This window comes from Hyphomonas sp. (assembly GCF_041398465.1).
Taxonomy (GTDB): Bacteria; Pseudomonadota; Alphaproteobacteria; order Caulobacterales; family Hyphomonadaceae; genus Hyphomonas.
In genome coordinates this window covers 449675-472534 of record NZ_JAWKUS010000002.1, presented here as the reverse complement: position 1 = coordinate 472534, position 22860 = coordinate 449675, and the positions used below count along the sequence as shown (strand labels likewise).

The following is a 22860-nucleotide window of genomic DNA, read 5'->3' as shown; positions in this document are numbered from 1 at the left end:
GCAGGTCGTTGTATAGTCGTATGCATCAGGATGGCGGCTTCTCTCTCGTGGAGATCATGGTCGCCCTGTTCATCATGGCGCTCGCCAGCGCCATGGTCGTGATGGCTATGCCGTCGCGTCCTGATGCATTGGAATCTGAAGCGGACCAGTTCGAACAGGTTATGACCCGTACCCTGGATCAGGCGATCAGCCGGGGGCAGGCTCAGGGTATTCGCATCGAGAAGAACACCTATACGGTTTATGCCCGGGTCAATGGTCGTTGGTTGCCGGTAGAGTCGGCGAACCAGAAAGTGTCTCGTGGCGTAACCATCAGTGTGCTGGGTAACGTTGAGGTAAAGTCGGAAGATGCGCTCCCTCAGATCGTCATGGATGCTTCCGGTATCGTGTCCGGACCTGGTGTGCGTCTTTCCAAAGGTGTCCGGACGCATGACTTCGACCTGCCCGGACAGGCGGCACGATGATGGATCGCGGCTTCACTCTCGCAGAAGTGCTCGTGGCGCTGTTGGTGTTTTCCATCGCTGCGATCGGGCTCGCGCATCTGGTCACTGAGACGACGGCGAATGCGAGGCATACACGCAGCTTGTCGCTCGCACGGATCGAGGCGGACAACAGGCTTGTCGAAGCTATTGCCGACCCGGCGACGCTCAGGGCGGGGTCTGCATCAGGCGAAGGTGTCCAGCGCGGCCAATCATTCGATTGGGTCCGGGACATTGAAATCCGTGACGAGAGTGGCCTCGCAGGAATCCGCGTGACGGTTTCGGACGCGACAACCGGACAGCAGCTCGCCATGCGTGAGACGCTGGTTCAGGTGATGCCATGACACGGGATGCCGGCTTCACACTGATCGAAATGCTGGTCGCACTGGCACTGACTTCAATGATTGCCGTCGCGGGCTCTACGCTGCTCATCGGCACGGTCAGGGCGTCTGATCGTCTTGGCAAGACGACTGAGAGTGTCAGTGAAATCGAACTGGCTCATACACTCATGCGCGACGATTTCGCGAATATCCAGACGCTGGCTGGTGATGCCGGGCGGCCGGAATACACTTCCGCGCCGTTCGTGGCTTTCGTGCGTGATGGCTGGAGCCATCCGGTTCCGGACGATAACCGGGCCTCGCTTCTCGCAGTGGAATATCAGTTCCGGGACGGTGCGTTGACCCGCCGGGCCTGGCTCCGTCCGGATCCGGCTGCGGATACGCCCCATGTCGACCGGGTGCTCGCCACGGGATTGTCGCGCATGACGGCACGCTATTTCAATGGCAGGGAATGGTTGCCGGAATGGCGAGCTGGGCGGACGGAGCTGCCAGCCGCAATCGAGCTGACCTTGGAATACACCGACAAGGACGCACTCACAGAACTCTTTCTCGTGGGAGGGGGCGGCTGATGCGTGGGGTCGAAAAGGACCGCGGCGCAAGCCTGCTGTCCGTCCTTGTCATTGTCATGCTGATGTCGGTCGCGGCAATCACCGCAACCGACGCGCTTGCGCGGTCCGTGCTTATCATCAAGTCTTCTTCCGGACGTGCCGAAACCTTCTGGACTGCAAGAGGGGCAGCGCAAGCGGCTGCCACCTATCTCACCAAGGCGCTGTCAGTAAACCAGGGCGCGCTGAACAGTGAGTCCGACTTGTTCGCTGAGCCCACAACCCTGCCGGCGGGCAATGGTGTCATCGTCGTGCAGGCCGCCGAAGCATCGAACTGCTTCAATCTGAATGCTCTGTTCAACAGAGCAGGTGATGGTGAGGTCAGCGACGAGGCGCTCCAGGCATATGACGATCTTCTGGTCGCGGCTGAGTTTGACGATGCGGAGGCAGAATCTCTCGCTCAAAAGCTGGCAGACTGGGTGGACGCCGACTATTCGACGCGCACCTATGGAGCAGAAGACGGATACTACGCTTCACAAGCCGAGCCTTATCGCACGGCCAATATGAAGATGCGCAGTATCAGCGAATTGAAGGCAATTGCCGGCTATGATGCCGAAGTCGTTGCGCGGATCGCGGGGCTGGTCTGCTTGCGTCCGGGAACTGAACAGTCCGTGCTCAATATAAACACGCTGACCATTGATCAGGCCCCGTTGCTGGTTGCGTTGTACTCCAATGAGTTGTCACTCGCCGATGCGAGGGGGGTGATCGACACCCGCCCGGCAGGCGGTTGGCTGAATGAAGAGGGCTTCGGGCAGCAGGACGCGATCATGAAGATCGCGCCGGACGCACGCAATGAAATGGCGATTTCGCTGGCGTCCAACTACCTGTCGGCGGATATCAGCGTCGGAACGGGCGGCATGATTTCGAAATTTGACGCGCTTTACCGGCGCTCCGAAGCGGGGAACGTATCCCTGGTCTCCTTGGTACGGAGGGAACTCTAATGGCGCGCCATCTCATCGCGCTTCTGCCAGCAGACGGCGAACCGTGGCGTTTCGCGGTCATCAGTTCTGGCGACATCACTCTGCTGACGCCAAATGAAAAGCCGGCATCGTCTGACGAAGTGACAGTTGTCGTGCCGTCGACGGAAGTGACACTTGCGGCTGTGCGGCTTGTCGGCGCGCGCCGGTCGGACTGGCTTCGCACCGCGCGCTTTGCCGTTGAAGACGACATCGCTGTGCCTGTCGAAAATCTTCATGTCGCGATTGATCCGCGCGGCCATGCCGGGGGGCAGGGCACCGTTTGCATGGTGTCTCGTCAGGTGATGGAAAACTGGATGCAACGCCTCAAGGAAGCGGGTCTGGAAGATGCCCGTCTGGTTCCCGACGTTACACTCCTCGAAGCGGGTTCCGCGCCGCTGGACCTCGGTGAGCGCATACTGGTTGCAAGCGAAGAACACCAATTCGCAATCGACAAGACGCTGCCGGCAGAACTCGTCTCTGCACTGATGCAACGCGCGGGCAAGGAGGCCGAGCGGGCCGACGATCCTTTGCTGGCGCTCGCCCGTTGCTCTGCATCCGGCCAGTTGGGAATCGACCTGCGCCAGGCGAATTTTGCCCGCAAAGCAGAATTGCCAATCGACCTGAAACGATTCCGACTTCTGGCCGGCCTTGCCGCCGCATGTGCGCTGGCCTGGGGCATCTACACGTTTGCCAGCATCCGCGCGATGAACCAGTTGGAAACCGTGCTGGACCGCCAGACCCGTGCAAGCTTTGCGGCCTTGTACCCCGGCGAGCCTGTGCCTTCGAACATCCTTGCTGCGGTACGCGGTCGCTCAGGCGAGATGCAGAGGCCCGCCGCCGGGTTCCGGGAAATGGCCGGAGTTCTCTATGCCGCGCTGGAAAATGGAGAAGGCGTTCGCCTGTCCAGCCTTCGCTATGACGCCGATGCAGGTCAATTGCAGGCGAAACTCGTCTATGGCGCCTTTGGCGATGACGAGACACTCAAGAATGCGATTGAGGCTGGCGGATTGTCTGTCCGTCTTGGAGATGCGCGGGTTGAAGACGGACGTGTTGTTGGCGACATGATACTTGAGGTGGCATCATGACCGAATACTGGTCCACCCGTTCCGCTCGCGAGCGCCTGTTGATCCTGGTTGCCGGCCTGCTCATCGCCGTCTTGCTCTCCAATCTGCTGATTGTTCGCCCACTGCTGGCTGCCAAAGAAAGCGCGTCCGCTTCGTTGGAGGTCGCGTCGAGAACGCTGGATGCGGTTTCTGGGTCGCGGTCGGTGGCGAATGCCGGGACGGCATCCGGCCCGTCCAGCCTCGCGGTGCAGGACCTGCGCTCGAGACTGGTCGAGTTGGCTGCGCGCCGTGGTATTTCTGTATCACGTTTGCAATCGAATGAGCGCGGCGCGATCATAATCCAGTTCGATCAGGTTTCCGTGCAGCCCTTGTTTGCCTGGCTGGAAGCGGCCGAGCGCGAGCTGGGTGCCGAGCCGGCCCAGGCCTCTGTCTTTGCCGATGCGGGCGGTACGGTCCGTGCCAGCTTTGAGTTCCGGGGAGGCGCGCAGTAATGCGAAGATTGCTTCTTCTCATGGTTTTCATTGCCGTGTTCGTTTTCACGCTTGCCGCAAATGCACCCTTGTCATTCATCCTGAAGCGATCGGGCATCGTTCAGCAGGGCGTTTCCTGGCAACAAGCTCGCGGCACAGCGTTTCATGGACAGGTGACAGGTCTCGCGATGCGGGGGGATCCTGTGGGTGCGGTTCAGGGTGACTTCAGTCTGCTTCGCATGGTGCAAGGCCAACCCGGTCACCTCATCCGCTGGAGTGGCCCGATGGGGCAGGGGTCCGCTCTTGCGACCCTGTCTGGTTCGAGCGTCAAGATCCGCAAGGGGCGCGCTGCGGTCACGTTCGATGCCACACGTATCTCGACCCTGTTTCCGGCGCAGGATGTTTCCCTGCGTCTGTCCAATGTTTCGATTGACGCCAATGCGTCGGGCTGCCGGGCCGCCAGCGGGGATGTGACGACAGATGCGCTGTCCAGGATATCCGCTGTTTATGGAGCGAACTGGCCGGATCTCGACGGGTCTCTTTCCTGTGTCGATGGCGAGATTGTCGTTTCGGTCGAGGGCCAGGCGGCGGATGGGACACGTATTTCGGCGAAGTCATCCCTGCAAGGCGATGGCCGGCTGGAGCTTTGGGATGTACCCGAGAATCAGACGAATGCTCTGTTGCTTGCTGGCTTTACCAATGAGGCGGGCCGGTTTGTTTACATGCAGCGCCTGTCGAATGGGGAGAGCGTTCAGTGAGTAGGTACATCCTTCTGTCCGGTCTGGCTTTCCTCGGCGCTTGCGCCTCGTCAGGCACCCCCTCCGTGACCGACGCACCTTCAATTACTGCAGAACCAGTCGAGTACGCCTTGCCGGCGCAGACATTGAAACCTGGAAAGTGCGGTCTCTTCCTGTGGACCCGTGACGAGCCAAGGCACTTCGTCCTGTTCTTCACGGCCGGGGAAGCAACAGCGGAAGCAATCCTGGATGGCCGCAGGCAAGCGCTCACGATTGATTCGCAGGAAGGCGATGTTTTTGGACAATTTCTAACTCGCATGGCGTTCAGAAAGCCGGATGGAAATCCTGTGTCACTGACTCTTTCGCCGGGAGAAGAGATAGAAGGCGGGCGCCGTGTGCCGCTCGCGCGTTTGATCTACAACAATGCTGAAGGTTGGGAAATCATAACGCCGCTTACAGGATTGACCGCTTGCCAGCCTGAGTGACTTACTGTTTTCTGTAATAACTACTACAGTACACAAAATATCCATAATAATGGACAGTATTGACACACAACTGTCACACTGCGTAATGTGACAGTTATGTTACGTCACACCTACAAATTCCTGTCCGTTTCGGCGCTGGCCCTTGCGGCTCTGAGCGGTCCTTCCTTCGCAGAGGCAGGCGCCGCCTGCGACCTTTCCAACGGGTACGCCGTCACACCGGCGGCTTTCCAGCAGGAAGCAAATGCCTGCCTGAAAGGCGTCAATGGTGTCGAAACCGATACGGTCATGGCAGACCAGCTTATGGGTCTGGCGGGCGAACAGCGTGCCAGCCAGGGCGAGGCAGAGCTGTCATCGCTCGGCTCTCTGAGCGAAGCAGCCCGGCTACATGCCCTCGATATGGCTGTGCGCGGCTATGCCTCCCATACAGACCTTGAGGGCCGGTCTCACCTCGACCGCGTTCGGATGATCGAACGCAGCGCTCTGCTCGGCGCTTTTGGTGCGAACATCGTCATCGTCAAAGCCGGCGCGTCGGCGGAGGATGTCCAGAAGGTCATCATGGCGGACGAGATGAACGCGGCAAACATCGTGCGCAACGAGTTCGATCACATGGGTGTCGCTGCAGTTGAAGCAAACGGCGTCCTTTATGTCGTCCAGCTCTTCGCCCGCGTCGATGGTCAGTTGAACACGCCCGTTCCGATGACTGCCGTACCGCGGACGAACCTGGCTGCAAGTTACAGCGACAAGTTCGAACCTGTTGGCTGGTCTGTGGTCTCAGCAAGTGGAGAAACGCTGATGCGCGGCATCGGCAGCAAGATGCCCGCGTCTGTGCCGGATATTTCCGAAGGCTATCTCCAGATGGATGTAGAGCTCGGGAACAATGTCTACACGCTGAGAGGCCCGGCTATATCTTCGTCGCTCTGAGGCAATTTCCAAGCGACTCTCAATTCGCCCGGGCTCTGTGCCCGGGCGTTTTCGTTTGGGACCAATCCTTCTATGCTGCGGGCTGGCTGTCGCAGCCGTGAAGGGGACGGGCGTTCATGACGATTGACGTGTTGCTCTGGTGCTTAGTGCTCCTGCCAGCGCTGGTGGCGCTTGCCTGGATCGACATACGTACATTGCGGCTGCCCGACCGTCTGACCCTTCCGCTGATCGGGGCAGGCGTGATCCAGTTCTGGTATTTTACAGGGGATATCTGGACCGCCCTGATCGGCGCCATCGCCGGATACCTTTTCTTCCTGATCGTCGAGAAGGGATACCTTGCGCTCCGCGGACAGAACGGACTCGGGCGTGGCGACGCGAAACTGCTCGCCGCCGGCGGTGCCTGGTGTGGCTGGATGAGCCTGCCATGGATCGTTCTCATTGCCAGCAGCTCGGGGCTCGTTTTTGCAGGGTTGCTCACGCTGCTGGGACGCCGCCCCACGGGGATGATGCCATTCGGTCCGTTCCTGGCGCTTGCCATCGCACTGGTATGGCTGGGACGGCTCCGATTGGGTTGGACCTGACCTTGCCCCCGATTGATGTGCCCGGGCTTGAGGGGTAGGAGCAGTTCATGACGGGAACGACGTCCAAAGCACGGCCCGACCGACGCACAGCGATCCTCGATGCGGCAGAGGAGCAGTTCGCCAAACATGGCTATGACGGCGTGACGTTGCGCACCATCGCCAGGCGTGCCGGAGTCGATCTGGCGCTTCCGAACTACTATTTCGGACCGAAGCGGGATTTGTTCGATGCCGTTCTGGTACGCCGTGCCGAAATCATGAACCAGCTGCGTCTGAACCAGCTTGATGAATGTCTGAAGGATACGGGTCAGTCACCGACGGTCGACGCGATCATCCGAGCCTATCTGGGCCCCTTGCTGACAGGCGATCATGTTCAGGAAGAAGGCTGGAAGAACTATTACGCGCTGATTGCGTACGTGAATAACTCCCCGGAATGGGGAGGTGTGTTGATGACGCAATTCTTCGATCCGCTGGTCGACCGTTTCATGGACGCGTTCCGCCTTGCCTTGCCCGGAATGGAAGATCGCGACCTTTACTGGGCCTATCACTGTTTGTCGGGGGTCCTGACGCTGACTTTCGCCCAGACCGGACGGATCGACCACCTTTCTGGCGGGTTATGCCGTTCCAGCGACCTGACAGATGCCTACGAGCACATGGTGAAGTTCACGACAGCGGGGTTTGAAGCTTTTCGTCAGAAAAGCCGCACCCGGCCGGAATGATGCGGCGCTGCGCATGCTTCCTGTTGCCGTGGCCTTAAATCTGTTGTGAATTGAATTTTCAGGGGAAAGACGGGCGTACCCGGTCACGAATTCGGCCGGTCTGGAGTGAGGAGTCGGTCGTGGGAAGAAGACGCAGCGTGCTCGCGTTCACGGCAATGATTGGCGCATGCACTGCGCTGACGGGATGTCTGACGAGAAGTATCAATACCCGCCCGCCGGTGGTGTCCGACGGTATGGGGTCAGACCTGAGGGTTATGCTCGACGACACTTGTCTGCCGCCAGATACGCGGGGACCGGGGGACCGGACGCTCGGTTTCGGGCAGGAGCTGGCACTGCAGGCAGGCATGCTGGCTTTCGATTCTGTCGGAGCCTGGCTCCAGCAGATGGGTGCGCCCAAGATCGACCGCAGCACCGGCGTTGTCAGCGGCAAGCTGTTTACCAGCCCGGATATGATGGAGTTCAACCGGGAAGTCGCCTGCGTTCACGTGATCAGAGAAGGTTTCGACCCGTCCGGGCCATCCTTCGGCAACGCGCCGCCGGAATTCCTGGCGGAATGGAATCGCCTCGGCCTCGTGTCCCGGCCATCCTTCTACGCAGAGATCCGTCTGGTGCCGGATGAGGAACTGTCCGGATATTTCAACGCCGAACTGCTCAAGGTTGTCTCAAATGATTTCGAGAGGCAGGCGCGATACGACTCTCGTGATTATTTGCTGGTCCTCGATTTCGAACGTCCTGAGCCGCGAACCTATGTCCAGTTCACTCCCGAAGGTGCGGTGGAGTTTCACGACGCTTCCGGCTTTGCGCGCGGTGTATTCAAATTCCCGGAGCTGAAACGTGGCCAGTACATTTCCGGCGCTGCCGCGACCGCTCTTGAGACGGGGTGGATGCCGCTCGACTATTCCGGTGTCGACCGTGACTCAGGCATCTTCAACCTGTTCGTGGACGTACTTGAGCTGAAGCGCGGTGACCCGCTGCTCTCTGATGTTGGTTCACTGCTCCGTTCCAATGCCGTTCAGGGAGCCGCCGAGGAAGAGCTGCGCAAGCAGATCGACAAGGAAGGCACGCGCCGCGACGAGGAAGAAGAACGTGCCGACGAACTGGTGGCACAGCGGGGCCTCGAACGCGCCCTGCGCCGCGCGGTACTGGATCTGCGCCGGACGCTCGCCGACGACGGCACGAGTTCAGACTATCTGATCTCCGCGCGCGATGATGTGGAAGATGCCCTGTTTGACATTGAACACCGCTTCAATTGGCGCGGCCCGCTGCCTTCAGACAAGATCGATGAAGCTGAAACCTTGCTGGAAGAAGCAGGCGTACGCATCGAAGAGCTGCTGGAACAAGAGCTGGCCGACGATCAGTAGGTCGCGGTCGCTGCGGCCCAGTCTGCCAGACCGCCCTCGCTCGATCGGTTGGCGACTTCCGTTAGCATTCGGGTGGCAAAGTCGACCGGCTCACGCTCCGGCTGTTCTTCTTCCGCGACGGTTCGCATTCTCGCTGGTGTCGGCAACAGATCACCTGCAAAGGCGACACCCTCAGGAATGACGAAGGCATATATCTTCGCGCCGTCTTCTGCGGGCGGAATAACCATCCATGGCACTTCGGGTAGGGAGATGGTCTGCCCGGCTTTGACGATCGCACTTTCCTCTGGTGTCCGGTCGTTCGGGAAATAGGTGTTTATCCGGCCTGAATTCTCAAGTTCGAATACGATGAGGCGTCCATCGATCCTGGGCGTGACGGATATCTTCAGCGCAGCATTTGTGCCTTCACCCTCTTGAGTCACATTCAGATCGAGGCGGTCGCTCGTCGGACTGAGCACGCGCGCCATGGCTTCCATGGTCTCTGCGGTTGCGACGAACACCTGTTCCGGCTGGGCATCAACGAACATGGCGCCGCGTGCGGTGGTTTCGATCCACTCCCGATAAGGCGAGACGCGTGTGTAAACACCCTCCGATTTTGCCGCGGCACACTCGAAACCAAAGCTGACAATGCCGACCTGGTATGTGCGTTCGCTCGCATCGAGCGCGACCAGCGGGCCGCCGCTGTCACCCTGGCAACTGTCCACACCGCCGAACTTCCGGCCTGCACAAATCTGTGTGCTGCCATCATAGGCGAGGTCTGCATATTGCGCGCCGCAGACCTCCGGAGGCTTCATGGGAAGCATGGCGTGATAGAGATAGCGCGATCCGGCCTGACCGGATCTGTCACTGGCACCGATGCGGAATGTTTCCAGCCGGGCGGCTGCGCCTCTGTCTGCCTGTTTGCCAAACCCGGCCACGAAGGCCCGCGCGCCATTTACGTCGCTGTCGGATGCCCCGCCGGACGAGAGCCGCGCCAGTTGGCCGGCCCATGAGCGCCCGATGCGGACAAGGGCAAGGTCATTTTCCGACCCTTCCCAGACGCCCGGTGAGACTTCCATAGTCGGCTTATAGTCCGGATGGATCATGACGGCGTCCACTTCAAACACGGCTTCATCGCCCGCGCCGAGGTCGTCGGTACCGCCGACGACTTCCAGTTGGGCCCGTGACTTCCATTCCCAACGGCCCTCGACCTTGCGGGATTCCCCTTCAAAACAATGCGCTGCCGTCAGCACCCAGCGCCGTGCAATGAAAGTGCCGCCGCAGAAATACTGCAGCCGTCCGCTACGGGATTCATGACGTAAAACAGCGATGTAGGGCCATTGCGCCAGTGTGGAGCGGTCGCCATTCACGATGCGGTCCGATGCCCTGGCATCGGCGTCGAGCGTCGATGACCAGGCGAGCTGCGCTGCGCTCGGTGTATCATCCGGCGCCGTCTGGCAGGCGGAGACCAACGCAATGATGCCGGTGGCCAACACGAAGGGACGGATCAGTTTCATCAGGAGATCCTTCATTCGCTGACACTGTAAGTTAGCAGGCCCATGCCGGTATTGGCGAAGGGATCTGTCGATGGCGCATCGGACATCGCGTCGCGTACCTCAAAGACGAGAATGTCCGAATAGGACTGCCAGACCGTCCGTATCGGTCCTTTGGTTCGGCTGAGATCCGGCAACGTGTCGCCTATCAGCGCCATGCGTTCAGGCAGCACAAACGCCGCCAGTGTGCTGTCTCCCGGCACGGACGGAGGCGCGACGCTGATAGATACCCCGCCGGGCGGCAGGACAATGGATTGCTGCGGTTCCACCATCGCCGTTTCCACTTCGCTTGCATTGCAAGGAAACAGGCAGCTGACTGTGCCGGACGGATCGAGATCGAACACCCACAGGCGACCTTTTATGGATGGGTCGATGAAGATACGGACCCGATCTCCTGAGCGGAACTCAGATCCGCCATCGTTGATGCGGACGCTCACCTTGCCGTCCGCTGGCTGGAGGGTCCGCATCAGGTTCTCCAGACCAGCCTTCGTCATGTACACCGTCTTTTCCGGCTTCGCGTCAACGAAAGCGGCATCGGGGACGACGGACTGGACGAATTCCTTGAAGCCCGACACACGGGTGTAGACGGCAGGTTTCCCTCGGACGCCGCAGCTCTCACCGAAGCTGACGATACCGATCTGGTAGACCCGGCCAGCGAAATCCCTGGCGATCAGAGGTCCGCCGCTATCACCCTGACAGGAATCGATGATGCCGGTGTCATATCCTGCGCAAATCATTGCTGCACTGTCATAAGCTTCGACTTGATAGTCGTTGCGGCAGGCTTCCGGGTTTCGGGTCGGGATCATGGCGTTGCCCAGGATATCCGTATACGCTGCGAACGGGCCCTCCGTGGACGTGTAGCGCTGAGGTTCTGTCTGACGCATGTCGGTTTTACCGAACCCGGCGAAATAGGCTGGCCCGAAAAAGCGATCGACGTCGGAGGCGTTGCTGGCCGACAGGCGGACGACCGGTCCGGTCCATGGCCGGTCCAGCTTCACGAGGGCGATATCGTTTACCGGAACCTTGTTCTCTCCACCGCGCGTGAAATTGGGGGCGATACGCACATCCGTTGCGTTGTAGACGTTGGCCGGGATGACCGTTTTCAGGTCTTTCTGACCCAGGACGAGCTGGAGCGCGCCTGATCCCGGACGTTCCCAACGGCCGGTCGCAGAATTTCTTGTGGCGCCTTCGACGCAATGCGCGGCGGTCAGGATCCAATTCGCGGAGATTGCTGTGCCGCCACAGTCATACGTGACCAACCCATTCCGCGTACCTCGCAGGGCGGCGAAGAACGGCCAATCTTCCTTCCGGGCAGGCTGGGTGTTGAAGCCCTTTGTGCCTGCCTCGTCGTCAGAGATGGAAAACTCGGTGCGCGGCCAGCTCGGATCTTCGTCCGGAAACGATTCCGGCTGGGCCGTGGCAGCCCCCGCGCAGGCGACGAGCGCTAGCATGCACAGGCCACCAAGTGGTTGCAAAAATTGGAGTTTCCGCACTTTTCTCTCCCACCCTGAATGAAACAGGTGTGGCAAGTCTAGCAGGCCGTACGAAGCTTACCAGCCCGATAGAGATTTCAGCGGAACTCCTCCTGAAGCTTGCGCAGTGCGTCGGCACCCGGATTGAGTTTTGCGTAGGGCAGCGAGTGCAGGGGTGTCTCGGGCAGTTTCTTGTGTTCGGCCATCGCAGGACGGGATTCATCAATGTAGAGCAGGCCAGTCAGGATCTCCTGCGTCTGTTGGCTCTGCATCAGTTTTTCCATAGCCGACGCCCGATTGGTCGGATCATAGTCCGCATCCAGTTTACGCAGCATGATGGTGCCGCCGTCATGCAGCTCCACCGGCATGCTTTCGCCTTCATCATAGGCCGCCGTGATTTCCTCGCTCGGTGGAACGTAATCGGCGTGAACAGCCTTGTGGTAATACTGGTAAGTGTGAGCGTAGGACTTGGTGGAGCCCTTGTGGTCGTTGAAGCTGACGCAGGGCGAAATCACGTCGATCAATGCAAAACCGCGATGCGCTATGCCTGCCTTGATCAGCGAGACGAGCTGAGCCTTGTCACCGGAGAAGCTGCGCGCCACAAAAGTTGCACCGATGGAGAGGGCCATGATGGCCGGATCGATCGGCGGCAACATATTGGTCGCGCCTTTCTTGGCCTTGGAGCCGATATCGCTCGACGCCGAGAACTGGCCTTTTGTCAGTCCGTATACGCCGTTGTTTTCCAGCATGTAGATCATGTCCACATTGCGCCGGATCGCGTGTGCCATCTGGCCAAGTCCAATGGACAGGCTGTCCCCGTCACCCGACACACCGACATAGGTGAGGTTCTTGTTGACTGCTGCTGCGCCGGTGGCGAAGGACGGCATGCGCCCGTGGACTGTGTTGGCGCCGTGGGCGTCTTTCAGGAAATAGGTGGTTGTCTTGGACGAGCATCCGATGCCGGACACCTTCACCACATCTTTCGGGTCTGTCGAAAGCTCGTAAAAGGCGCGGGCGAGGGCAGCGGTCACGCTGTCATGGCCGCAACCGGCGCACAGCGTGGACATTGCGCCATCATAATCCGCGCGTGATTTTCCGAGCGCGTTGGTTGGCTCGTTCAGTCTGCGGATCTTTGGTTTGACGAAGGAGGTCATGCGATCTTCCTCACTTTCAGGGCAGTTTCCACAGCCTCGAACACAAAACGGAAATTCAGTGGTTCACCGGAATAGTGCAGCACGGGCACCAGCTTTTCCTTCGCGGCGCTGGTTTCCGTAATCAGCAGGTTCATGAGCTGAGCATCACGGTTTTGCTCCACGACGAAGACTTCCTCGTGTGCTTCAACAAACGCCGCAACATGGTCGCTGAAAGGAAACCCGCGGATGCGCATATAATCGACCGGTACACCTGCGGCCTCGAGACGATCGCGAGCTTCGGTTACGGCGGCGTCAGAGCTTCCGATGGCGATCATGCCGTAACGGGCCGGGCGGCCTGCGGTCTTCACGACCGGTTGGGGCATGAAGGCAGCAGCGCGTTTCCATTTTTCGTAAAGCCGGTCGACGACTTCCTTGTATTCCGGTCCTTTTTCCGTGTAGCGGCCGAGCTTGGTGTGGCCGGAACCGCGCAGGAAATAGGCGCCCTTGGGATGAATGCCGGGCAGGGTCCGATAAGGGATCGTATCGCCATCCACGTCCAGGTAGCGATAGAAGGCATCGACCTCTTCGAGTTGCTCGGCGGTCAGCACCTTGCCGCGGTCTGGCACATAGTCTTCCGGCCAGGTCAGCTCATCGACCATCCAGTCATTCATGCCGATGTCGATATCGGACAGGAAGAAGACCGGGGTTTGGAAGCGTTCGGCGAGATCCAGCGCCTTGGCCGAGAACTCGAAGCACTCTCCCGGGTCGGCAGGGAACAGCACGAGGTGGCGCGTGTCGCCGTGAGATGCGTAAGCGCAAAGCTGAATGTCGCACTGCTGCGTCCGTGTCGGCATGCCCGTTGATGGGCCAACCCGCTGGATGTCGCAGATCACGAGCGGTACTTCGGTATAGTATGCGAAGCCGATGAATTCGCTCATCAGGGAAACGCCGGGGCCAGAGGTGGGCGTGAAGCCGCGGGCACCGGCCCACGCTGCGCCGATGGTAAGACCTGCGGCAGCCAATTCGTCTTCAGCCTGAAGGATGCAGAAATTGTTCTGCCCGGTTTCCGGATCGACGCGGAGCTCTTCGCAATACTTCTGGAATGAGTCCATCAGGGAAGTGGACGGCGTGATGGGGTACCAGGCGCCGAAGGTTGCGCCACCGAAGACGGCGCCAATACCGGCGGCCGTATTCCCGTCGATCATCACCTTGCCTTTGGTCTTGTCCAGCGGGCTGACGCGGAAGTCCAGCGGGCATTTGAAGTTCTGTTTGGCGTAGTCGTGGCCGAGTGCGACGGCCTGCATGTTCAGCGGGATGAGCTTTTCCTTGCCCGCGAACATTTCCGTGACCAGCTGCTCGATCACGCTGAGATCAAGGTTCAGCAGGGCTGCGGCGGCGCCGACATAGGCCATGTTCTTCATCAGGATGCGCGAGCGCGCCGCCTTGAATGCGTCGTTGCACATGGCCGACAGCGGTGCGCCGATCACTGTCACGTCCGGACGGGACAGGAGCTGGGGGCGCGGCCATGTGGAGTCGTAGAGAAGAACGCCGCCGGGGGCGAGCTCCGCCAGGTCATCTGCATACGTTTCCGGGTTCATCGCGATGACGAAATGAGTCTCGCTGTCACGGCCGGCATAGCCGTCTCCTGTGACGCGGATTTCGTACCAGGTCGGCAGACCCTGAATATTGGATGGGAAGACGTTCTTCCCAACAACCGGCACACCCATCCTGAAGATGGCTTTCATCAACAAACCATTTGCGCTGGCCGATCCTGTGCCGTTCACCGTTGCAATGCGCAGGGTGAAATCATTGATGCCGGGTCCGTTCATGCCACGGTCTCCACTTGGTCATCCGCATGCGGGATTTTGATTACGCCTTCCTTCATATCCCAAGCGGATGTCGGGCAGCGTTCGGCGCACAAGCCGCAATGCAGGCAGACATTCTCATCTTTGATCATCACCCGGCCGGTGAGCGGCAGAGGACTGGATACGTAAAGAGACTGCTCTTCCGGAGCCTCCGGCTGGGTCAATGACGCGCGAAGTTCGGCTTCGCTGTCGGCGTCCGGCGTGATGCTGAGGCATTCAACAGGGCACACATCGATACAGGCGTCGCACTCTTCACAGAGTGGGGCTTCGAACACTGTCTGCACATCGCAGTTCAGGCAGCGCTGCACTTCAACGGCGATCTGTTCTGCATTGAAGCCAAGTTCGACTTCGATGTTCAGGCGCTGGAAACGGTCCACCAAAGCGACGTGTTCCATCTCGCGGCGCTCAGCGGCAGTGAAGGCGTTTGAATAACGCCATTCGAACATGCCCATCTTGGCGGATTGTAGCTCGACTTCGCGAGGCGCACGGTCGCGCAAGTCGAGACCCTGGCAATGCCGGTGGATCGAGATTGCGGCCTGATGGCCGTGCTCGACCGCCCAGATGATGTTTTTCGGGCCGAAGGCGGAGTCGCCTCCGAAAAAGACGCCTTTGCGGGTCGATTCAAAGGTTTGCTCGTCGACGACGGGAACATCCCATTTGCCGAACTCGATGCCGGCATCTTTTTCGATCCATGGGAAGGCATTCTCCTGCCCGATGGCGAGAATGACGTCATCGCAAGGCAGTGTCTCTTCGCCGATCACGCGCTGGCCGGTGATCTCGCCCTTGTCGTCGACATCATATTCCATCAGCTCAAACGTCATGCCGACCAATTTGCCATTCTCGGTCACGAAGGCTTTTGGCGAGTGGTTCACGACGATCTGGATGTTTTCTTCCTCGGCGTCCTCAAGTTCCCATTCGGAAGCCTTGAAGAAGTTCCGGGGCTTGCGGGCCATGACCTTCACATTGTCCGCCCCAAGACGGATTGATGTGCGGCAGCAATCCATAGCCGTGTTGCCGACTCCAATAATCAGGACGTTCTTGCCGATTGCATCAATGTGTTCGAATGCGACCGATTCCAGCCAGTCGATGCCGATATGGATGTTCGCGTCGGCGTCTTCGCGTCCGGGGAGATTAAGGTCTTTGCCTTTCGGAGCGCCTGTGCCTACGAAGACGGCGTCCCAACCGTCATCCAGCAACGCCTTCATACTGGAAACCGGTGAGTTGAGCTTCAGCTCCACGCCCATGTCGAGAATGTATTGGAGCTCTTCATTGAGCACTTTTTCAGGCAGGCGGAAGGCCGGGATGTTGGCGCGCATCAGGCCGCCGGGTTCGGACAGCTTTTCGAAGATGGTGCATTCGTATCCAAGAGGCGCGAGATCGTTCGCTACCGTGAAGCTCGCCGGGCCGCCCCCGATCAGTGCGATCCGCTTGCCATTCGTCTGCTCGGGCTTCTGCGGCAGGCGGCTTGTCACGTCGTCGCGATGGTCCGCTGCCACACGTTTCAGGCGACAGATTGCTACTGGTTCTCCATCGACGCGAGTGCGTCGGCAGGCCGGTTCGCACGGTCTGTCGCAGACCCGGCCAAGGATGCCTGGAAAGACATTGGAATCCCTGTTCAGCAGGTAGGCGTCGCTGTAACGCCCTTGCGCGATGAGCCGGATGTAGGCCGGGACCGGTGTGTGTGCCGGGCAGGCCCATTGGCAATCGACGACTTTGTGAAAGTAGTCGGGATTGCTCGTATTTGTTGGTTTCATATTTGCCGGCTTCCTCCGGTGAAAAGACTAGCGACACACAACAGCGGCATCAATGACCTCTTGTCGGCTGCGACAACAGGTACGGAAGCTGAGCGGTGTGAAAAGGAGCCCGGCATGTCAGCGGCCTTTGAAGTTGCCGGGCCGGCGTTCGGCGACAGACAGGATTCCTTCCTGATGGTCTTCTGTCGCGCGCAGCTTCCATTGTTCTTCATGTTCATGGGCCAGCGTGTCCCGAACTGTTTCATATAGTCCGGTGCGCAAGGTCTTGCGCGTTGCCAGCACGCCCAGGGGCCCGCCCTCGGCGATCTCCGCGGCCAGTCTGTGCGCGGCATTCCTGACGTCCGACAGCGGGACCAACTCATCGGCGAGGCCCATTGCGACGGCCTCTTCGCCTTTGATGCGCCGGGATGTCAGCAGCATCAGCGCGGCTTTCTGCGGGCCCAGCAGGCGGGGGAGGGTCGCGCTGAGCGCGAAGCCTGGGTGGAAAGCAAGCCGGGTGAAGTTTGCAACGAACCGCGCTTCAGGTGCAGCTATCCGGAAATCGGCTGAAACGGCCAGGCCCAGACCGGCACCGACTGCTGCCCCCTGGATCGCGGCGACGATTGGCTTCTTTGCTTCATATATGCGAAGGGCCTGATCATAGAATTCCCGCACAGGGTCATCGCCGGATCCGCCGACCCCACCGCCCCGCTCATCGTTTGCAAGATCGGCCCCGGCGCAGAAGGCTTTCCCCTCTGAAGCGAGCACAATGGCGCGGCAGTCGGGTTGCGCGTCCAGTGTCAGGAGGACTTCCCCGATCTCACGCAGCAGCGCCACATTGGCGTGGTTGTTCGGTGGGTTGGAGAACACGATTTCGGTCACGTGACCGACTTCGCGCACGGCGATTGTATGCGTCATGGGCGGGTATCCATAAGGTTCCGGGCGACGACCATCCGGTGCACTTCCGACGGGCCGTCATAGATGCGCATGTTGCGCACGCGGCCGGCGAGCAAGTGAAGCGGCATCTCTTTCGTCATGCCCATGGCACCGAAGCACTGCATGGCATTGTCGATGATCTCCTGCGCCATCTCTGTGGCGTAGTATTTGATCATCGAGATCTCGGTGCGCACATCGCGGCCCTGGTCGATCTTCCATGCGCAGTCATATGCCATCAGGCGCGCTGCATGGATCTTGGCCGCACCATCGGCGACCCACCACTGGATCGACTGACGCTCCGACAGCTTATGACCGAACGTTTTTCGCTGCGGAGCATATTCCCGCATCATGTCGAGTGCGCGCTGGGCTGCACCGATGCACCAGGCCGCCATTTCCATCCGGCGGGTACCGAGGCGTACCTGCATCGGGCCAAAGCCCTGACCCTCCTCGCCGAGCAATTTCCAGCCAGGTACCCGGCAATCTTCCAGCGCCACTTCATAGGTGAATTCACCGCCCAGCATCGGTATGCGGCGCAGGACATTGAAGCCGGGTGTGTCGCGATCGACCAGAAACGCCGACATACCGCCGCGCGCCTTCTTTTCCCTGTCGGTGATCGCCATCAGGATGGTGAAATCGGCTTCCGCCGCGCGCGTGATCCAGATTTTGCGGCCATTGATGATCCAGTCATCCCCGTCGCGAACCGCACGTGTGAGCATTCCCGCTGGATCGGCGCCTGCGCCCGGTTCGGAAATGCCGATGGCTGAGATGGTTTCACCACGCGCGTAGGGCTCCAGGTAAGCCACGCGCTGCTGTTCGTTCACGCTCGTCATGAGCATGCGCAGGTTCGGTGAGTCCGGTGGCAGAGTGTATGTCGCGACGGTGGAGCCGAGCGCTTCATTGACGGCCACCAGGGCGACATGAGGCATGCCCATGCCGCCAGCGTCTTCCGGAGCATCGAGGCTCCAGAGACCAAGATCCTTGGAAACCTTGTCCAGCCGCTGCCGTTCTTCGGGTGTCAGGTAGGCGCCCTGGCCATTGGCTTCGCGCTCAAGCACGGCGCCTTCAAGCGGCATCAGCTCGTCCCGCACGAAGCGCTGGACGAGATCGGCAAGCATCCTGTGCTCTTCGTCCAGTTCAAACTTCATATCACGCTCCTCCGGCCACCTTATTTTGGTGACTCTGAACGGCAGAACGCCACAAGGGAAAGAGTCGGGCAAGGCGGCAAACCTCATGACCTTGGGGAAAGGTATGCAGGTGTCAAAATCTCCCGAAGTATGGAACCCGGCGTTATATTGCCTTATCGGGGTGGTGTGACCGGAGTACCTTGTGACTATAGGGGCTTTAGGAAAATGGGAATTTGTTGAATGGCAGGATCAAGCAGCATGAGCGGGGCGGAAGACCAGGACACATACTGGGTCCTCCGGAAGGACCAGCTTGAATGCCTGGCATCGACGGTGCGGATGGATGTTGTCGACCACCTTGTCGGCAATGGCGAGATGTCGATCAAGCAGCTGGCGACTTCCATGGGGCGGCAGCCGTCCTCGATTTACTATCACATCAATATGCTGTTGGAGGCGGGTCTGATCGTGGAGGCTGGCACGCAGGTCTCGAACCGCCGAACGGAAGTTCTCTATGCGGCGCGTGCTCCGCGCATGCGCCTTCAAAAGGCCCTCGCGGATCCCAAAAATTTCGAAACCATCGCCCGGACGGTTGGCGCGGTAAGCCGGCAGGCGCACCGGGATTTTGTCCAGGGGCTGACACACCCGGATGCCCAACTGGAGGGGCCAGGCCGCAATCTCGGTTTCTTCCGGCTGATCAACCGGCCGAGCCGGGAATCCCTCCAGGAGATCAACGGCTACATCGAGCGGATCGCTGAGATCCTCTGGGAAGAGCGGGACATGGACCAGCCGCTCATCGCTTTCGCGTGGACGCTCACGCCGCTCCACGACAAGGCGGAGAGCGACGAATAGGTATTGATCGCGTCGGCTGACGGCTACACGTTGAACCGGAAGTGCATGACGTCGCCGTCCTGCACGATGTATTCCTTGCCTTCGGCCCGCATCTTGCCAGCTTCCTTGGCGCCGGATTCGCCCCCGCACGCGACGTAATCCTCATAGGAAATCGTCTCGGCACGGATAAAGCCTTTTTCGAAGTCGCCGTGAATGACGCCAGCCGCTTTCGGCGCTGTCCAACCCCTGCGGATCGTCCAGGCGCGGGCTTCCTTCGGGCCGACTGTGAAATAGGTCTGGAGGTCCAGCAAGTCGTAGCCTGCATGAATAAGGCGGGTCAGGCCCGGCTCTTCCAATCCCAGCGTTTCAAGAAATTCGGTCCGGTCCGGTTCGTCCAGCACTGCAAGTTCAGACTCGATCTGAGCCGAAATGACGACGCAGCCAGCGCCTTCTGCGGTGGCGCGTTCTTCCACGCGCTTCGAGTAGTCGTTCCCCGTCGCCGAGTTCGCTTCATCCACGTTCGCGACGAACAGGATCGGCTTGGATGTCAGCAGCTGCAGCATGTTCCAGGCCTTGATGTCATCCTTCGGGACATCGGCGCGGCGGGCAGGGCGGCCTTCTTTAAGCTCATCGAGGGCGAGGTCGATCAGCGCGACCTGCGCCTTGGCTTCCTTGTCGCCGGAATTGGCTTTCTTGATGACGTTCTGCTTGCGCTTCTCGAGGCTTTCGAGGTCCGCCAGCATCAGTTCGGTCTCGACGACTTCGAAGTCGGCGACCGGGTCGATGGTGCCGCGAACATGCGTGATGTCGTCATTGTCGAAGCAGCGCAGCACGTAAATGATGGCATCGGTTTCGCGGATGTTGGCCAGGAACTTGTTGCCGAGACCTTCGCCCTGGCTCGCCCCTTCGACGAGACCCGCGATGTCGACGAAATTCATGCGAGCTGGAATGATTTCCTTCGAGCCTGCAACCTTGGCCAGTTCGGTCAGACGCGGCTCCGGAACGGCAACTTCGCCCACGTTCGGCTCGATCGTGCAGAACGGATAGTTCGCCGCCTGAGCCGCAGCAGTCTGTGTCAGAGCGTTGAAAAGCGTGGATTTGCCAACATTCGGCAGGCCCACAATCCCGCATTTGAAGCCCATTCCGGCCTCCTTAAACTTAGATTTCGAGGGGGCCATAGCCCTATTCCCGCAGGAAAAACAGGCGGTTTTCTCTCCTGACAGCGGAATTGGGTGTTCAAGAGAGGGGCTTTGGGTAAGGTTGGCCCGCGAAATGCAAGGCAAAATGCATGGCTTATGACGTCTTTCTCGTAACTGTGCCGGAAGACTTCGACATGGCGAAACTGATCGCCCGTCGTCTCCGCTCGCTGAAATTCACCGTTCGTTTCAATCAGAAACAAACGGAGGACGATATTTTTGACGCGAAGGACGCGCGCGACGCCGGAAAATCCGGCAATATGCTGGTCCTGTGGTCCGAAAATTCGGTCAAGAATGACTGGGTGCGGGCAGCGGCCGCTGTCGGCAATTCTCGTGACGGTATGCTGGTGCATGCCGGTATCGACAAGACGATCCCTTACGAACCTTACCGAAAGGGCAAGCGCTTCGCGCTGGAGGGCTTCACTTCCCGCAAGATGCCGGAAGGCTTCTACAAGCTGGTCGAGGAACTTGCCGACCGCACGGGCCGGTCGGACTTGCGCGCCTGGATGAAACTCGGTTCGAAGGATGATGAGGGCCGGGAAGCCTGGCTCGAAGCGCATGCCGACGATCCGCTTGCGATCGCAGAGCGCCAAAAGCGCGAAAAGGCGCTCGGCATCAAGCCGGAACCCGCCAAGGAAGCCGCTGAAGCCGCGACAAAGGCCGCCACGACGATCCAGAACGGCAATGGGAACGGTTCGTCTGTAACCCGGCCCACGACCGGTGTCTCCGCAGCCGTCGCGCGAGCTTCGGCAAGTGCCCGGACAGCGCCGAAGACGGTGGTTCAGCCGGATGAAGATCCGGTCTATGGCAACTGGACGATCGCTGCGATTGGTGCCGCCATTGCGGCAATCTTCCTGTTCAGCCTTGTTGTCCGATCCCAGCCGGTCGAGCGTGTGGACGCCCGGTTGCCGGCCATCGGCAACGCCCAGCCAGTCGTCGCGGCTTGCCCAGCCGGGACTGTGCCGCGCGAAATGGTTGAATTCATCGAGCAGGGCCCGGTCGACATCGGCATGGGCCATGGCCCGATCATCGACGACACGACGCCACCGGAAGACGAATAGGCGCTAGCCGAATACCGCGATTGTCTGGCGGCCGACCATCATCGGCTCGCCCTTCGCATTCCAGAGGCGCATAGCCTGGCTGGAATAGCCTTGCTGCGCCGTCTGGGCGATATGCTGGGCAAGGAACCAGCCGCCTTCGGTGGAAATGTCGTCCGTCAGGAATTCCGCCATCCAGGTCATGGAGCTGATACGGCCCGGCACCGTCAGCATCGACAGGGCGGCGGGCGGTGGCGAGTCCGCAATCGACAGCAGGGTGACGGCATCCATCGGTGCCGCTTCGTCTCTGTGGCGTAGCCAGAGAACAATCTCGCCATCCTTCGCTCCGCTGATCGGGCGCCCACCTTTCGCGAGGCGAACATTGAAGTGCTGCGAAAAGGCCGGGCGCTTCCGTTCATCCGGGAAAAACTGTTTCGTCTCGTCCGGCAGTGTGACGACCGGTGCGATCATGTTCGAGAAGTCGAGGCTCGATTCCCGCGCCGTGCCGAAGGCGAAGATGCATTCGGCGACGATGCCTTCCGGCCCGGTCATGCGGACAGAGATGAAGGCCGTGTTCTTGCCCTCCCGCAGCACAGTCGGAACCGATACGAGTTCGCCGGATGCCGGACCGACAAAGGCGACTTGCGCTGACCGCAGTGGACGATCACCTGCAAGAGGCAGAGCAGCCTTCAGGCAGAGGGCAGCCGTCAACCCGCCATAGGTGGTGCGGCCCTGCATCCAGCCTTCCGGCACGGTGACGCGAGACGTGTTGTCTGCACCATAGGCGATGGAGGCGATGAGATCAGTATAGTTCATGACACTTGTCCATATCGGCAGAGTTCACCCTTTGCCTAGACGCATTCCTTTTCGGAACCAACCCGTACCGCTAGGGGAACGGCGGCAGAAATGGAACACCCCGGCCTGGCAGGCCGGGGTGCAAAATCTTCAGATTGTGAAGAGCCTAGTGCTGGCTTTCCGGCGTGGTCACGCGCAGGCCGTCCAGATCGTCAGAAACAGTGATCTGGCAGGACAGGCGGGAGTTCTCCTGAACGTTCTCGGCGAAGTCGAGCATCGACTTTTCCATTTCCTGCTGTTCGCCCACTTTGTCCATGAAGGCACTGTCCACATAGACGTGGCAGGTCGCACAGGCGCAGGCGCCGCCGCAGTCAGCATCAATGCCTGGAATTGAGTTCTTGATAGCGGCTTCCATTACGGACTCGCCGTTCTTCGCCTCGACAGTGCGTTCGGTGCCATCGTGGTCGACATAGGTAATCTTCGGCATCGGCTTTTTGGTCTC

The 22860-nt window shown here is 59.9% G+C and carries 24 protein-coding genes; 14 read left to right on the top strand and 10 right to left on the bottom strand.

Annotated features, from left to right (window positions below; genetic code table 11):
- The first annotated feature begins 8 nt into the window (after positions 1–8).
- From R3C98_RS08880 to R3C98_RS08825, 12 genes are all read left to right on the top strand, one after another.
- The gene (locus R3C98_RS08880; protein WP_371313753.1) at positions 9–461 is read left to right on the top strand and encodes a type II secretion system protein J; all 453 of its coding nucleotides are present in this window, start codon (positions 9–11) and stop codon (positions 459–461) included.
- A complete protein-coding gene (gene gspI, locus R3C98_RS08875) occupies positions 458–820 on the top strand; it encodes a type II secretion system minor pseudopilin GspI (RefSeq protein ID WP_371313752.1) in 363 nt (120 codons plus the stop codon). Before R3C98_RS08880 ends, gspI begins: the two co-directional genes overlap by 4 nt.
- Positions 817–1383, top strand: a complete 567-nt coding sequence (gene gspJ, locus R3C98_RS08870; RefSeq protein ID WP_371313751.1) for a type II secretion system minor pseudopilin GspJ — start codon at positions 817–819, stop codon at positions 1381–1383. The genes gspI and gspJ overlap by 4 nt, the downstream gene beginning before the upstream one ends.
- On the top strand, positions 1383–2360 hold the full coding sequence (gene gspK, locus R3C98_RS08865; RefSeq protein WP_371313750.1) for a type II secretion system minor pseudopilin GspK: 978 nt from the start codon (positions 1383–1385) through the stop codon (positions 2358–2360). The genes gspJ and gspK overlap by 1 nt, the downstream gene beginning before the upstream one ends.
- Entirely contained in the window at positions 2360–3463 is a 1104-nt protein-coding gene (gene gspL / locus R3C98_RS08860) for a type II secretion system protein GspL (protein ID WP_371313749.1), read from the top strand. The genes gspK and gspL overlap by 1 nt, the downstream gene beginning before the upstream one ends.
- Positions 3460–3933 carry a type II secretion system protein GspM gene (gene gspM, locus R3C98_RS08855; RefSeq protein WP_371313748.1) on the top strand — a complete coding sequence of 158 codons (474 nt, stop codon included), beginning with the start codon at positions 3460–3462 and terminating at the stop codon, positions 3931–3933. Before gspL ends, gspM begins: the two co-directional genes overlap by 4 nt.
- Positions 3933–4670: a type II secretion system protein N gene (gene gspN / locus R3C98_RS08850; protein ID WP_371313747.1), complete on the top strand. Its 738-nt coding sequence runs from the start codon at positions 3933–3935 to the stop codon at positions 4668–4670. Before gspM ends, gspN begins: the two co-directional genes overlap by 1 nt.
- A 65-nt stretch (positions 4671–4735) precedes the next feature.
- Complete coding sequence (locus tag R3C98_RS08845) at positions 4736–5134, top strand: hypothetical protein (protein WP_371313746.1); 399 nt, start codon at positions 4736–4738, stop codon at positions 5132–5134.
- A gap of 96 nt (positions 5135–5230) precedes the next feature.
- On the top strand, positions 5231–6055 hold the full coding sequence (locus R3C98_RS08840) for a CAP domain-containing protein (protein WP_371313745.1): 825 nt from the start codon (positions 5231–5233) through the stop codon (positions 6053–6055).
- A gap of 116 nt (positions 6056–6171) precedes the next feature.
- On the top strand, positions 6172–6636 hold the full coding sequence (locus tag R3C98_RS08835) for an A24 family peptidase (protein ID WP_371313744.1): 465 nt from the start codon (positions 6172–6174) through the stop codon (positions 6634–6636).
- 47 nt (positions 6637–6683) lie between these two features.
- Complete coding sequence (locus tag R3C98_RS08830; protein WP_371313743.1) at positions 6684–7352, top strand: TetR/AcrR family transcriptional regulator; 669 nt, start codon at positions 6684–6686, stop codon at positions 7350–7352.
- Positions 7353–7471: 119 nt separating this feature from the next.
- A complete protein-coding gene (locus R3C98_RS08825; protein WP_371313742.1) occupies positions 7472–8713 on the top strand; it encodes a hypothetical protein in 1242 nt (413 codons plus the stop codon).
- Here R3C98_RS08825 and R3C98_RS08820 read toward each other — a convergent pair.
- From R3C98_RS08820 to R3C98_RS08790, 7 genes are all read right to left on the bottom strand, one after another.
- Positions 8707–10206, bottom strand: a complete 1500-nt coding sequence (locus R3C98_RS08820) for a trypsin-like serine protease (RefSeq protein ID WP_371313741.1) — start codon at positions 10204–10206, stop codon at positions 8707–8709. The two genes, R3C98_RS08825 and R3C98_RS08820, sit on opposite strands and share 7 nt — an antisense overlap.
- Before the next feature lie 11 nt (positions 10207–10217).
- Positions 10218–11693, bottom strand: a complete 1476-nt coding sequence (locus R3C98_RS08815; protein WP_371313740.1) for a trypsin-like serine protease — start codon at positions 11691–11693, stop codon at positions 10218–10220.
- A gap of 119 nt (positions 11694–11812) precedes the next feature.
- Positions 11813–12868, bottom strand: coding sequence for a 2-oxoacid:ferredoxin oxidoreductase subunit beta (locus R3C98_RS08810; protein WP_371313739.1), 1056 nt, complete (start codon positions 12866–12868; stop codon positions 11813–11815).
- Complete coding sequence (locus R3C98_RS08805) at positions 12865–14676, bottom strand: 2-oxoacid:acceptor oxidoreductase subunit alpha (RefSeq protein WP_371313738.1); 1812 nt, start codon at positions 14674–14676, stop codon at positions 12865–12867. Before R3C98_RS08805 ends, R3C98_RS08810 begins: the two co-directional genes overlap by 4 nt.
- The gene (locus R3C98_RS08800; protein ID WP_371313737.1) at positions 14673–16466 is read right to left on the bottom strand and encodes an FAD-dependent oxidoreductase; all 1794 of its coding nucleotides are present in this window, start codon (positions 16464–16466) and stop codon (positions 14673–14675) included. Before R3C98_RS08800 ends, R3C98_RS08805 begins: the two co-directional genes overlap by 4 nt.
- A 117-nt stretch (positions 16467–16583) precedes the next feature.
- Positions 16584–17363 carry an enoyl-CoA hydratase/isomerase family protein gene (locus R3C98_RS08795; protein WP_371313736.1) on the bottom strand — a complete coding sequence of 260 codons (780 nt, stop codon included), beginning with the start codon at positions 17361–17363 and terminating at the stop codon, positions 16584–16586.
- On the bottom strand, positions 17360–18526 hold the full coding sequence (locus R3C98_RS08790) for an acyl-CoA dehydrogenase family protein (RefSeq protein ID WP_371313735.1): 1167 nt from the start codon (positions 18524–18526) through the stop codon (positions 17360–17362). The genes R3C98_RS08795 and R3C98_RS08790 overlap by 4 nt, the downstream gene beginning before the upstream one ends.
- A 219-nt stretch (positions 18527–18745) precedes the next feature.
- Here R3C98_RS08790 and R3C98_RS08785 point away from each other — a divergent pair, with 219 nt between their 5' ends.
- Positions 18746–19351: an ArsR/SmtB family transcription factor gene (locus R3C98_RS08785; protein ID WP_371313734.1), complete on the top strand. Its 606-nt coding sequence runs from the start codon at positions 18746–18748 to the stop codon at positions 19349–19351.
- Positions 19352–19374: 23 nt separating this feature from the next.
- On the opposite strand, the gene ychF is transcribed toward R3C98_RS08785, so the two are convergent.
- Entirely contained in the window at positions 19375–20472 is a 1098-nt protein-coding gene (gene ychF / locus R3C98_RS08780) for a redox-regulated ATPase YchF (protein WP_371313733.1), read from the bottom strand.
- 146 nt (positions 20473–20618) lie between these two features.
- Between ychF and R3C98_RS08775 the strand changes: the two genes are divergently transcribed.
- Complete coding sequence (locus tag R3C98_RS08775) at positions 20619–21587, top strand: hypothetical protein (RefSeq protein WP_371313732.1); 969 nt, start codon at positions 20619–20621, stop codon at positions 21585–21587.
- A 3-nt stretch (positions 21588–21590) separates the two neighbouring features.
- Here the strand turns inward: R3C98_RS08775 and R3C98_RS08770 are convergent, their stop codons facing one another.
- Positions 21591–22379, bottom strand: a complete 789-nt coding sequence (locus tag R3C98_RS08770; RefSeq protein ID WP_371313731.1) for a thioesterase family protein — start codon at positions 22377–22379, stop codon at positions 21591–21593.
- Between the two features lie 145 nt (positions 22380–22524).
- Positions 22525–22845: a 2Fe-2S iron-sulfur cluster-binding protein gene (locus tag R3C98_RS08765; protein ID WP_371313730.1), complete on the bottom strand. Its 321-nt coding sequence runs from the start codon at positions 22843–22845 to the stop codon at positions 22525–22527.
- Between the last annotated feature and the right edge of the window lie 15 nt (positions 22846–22860).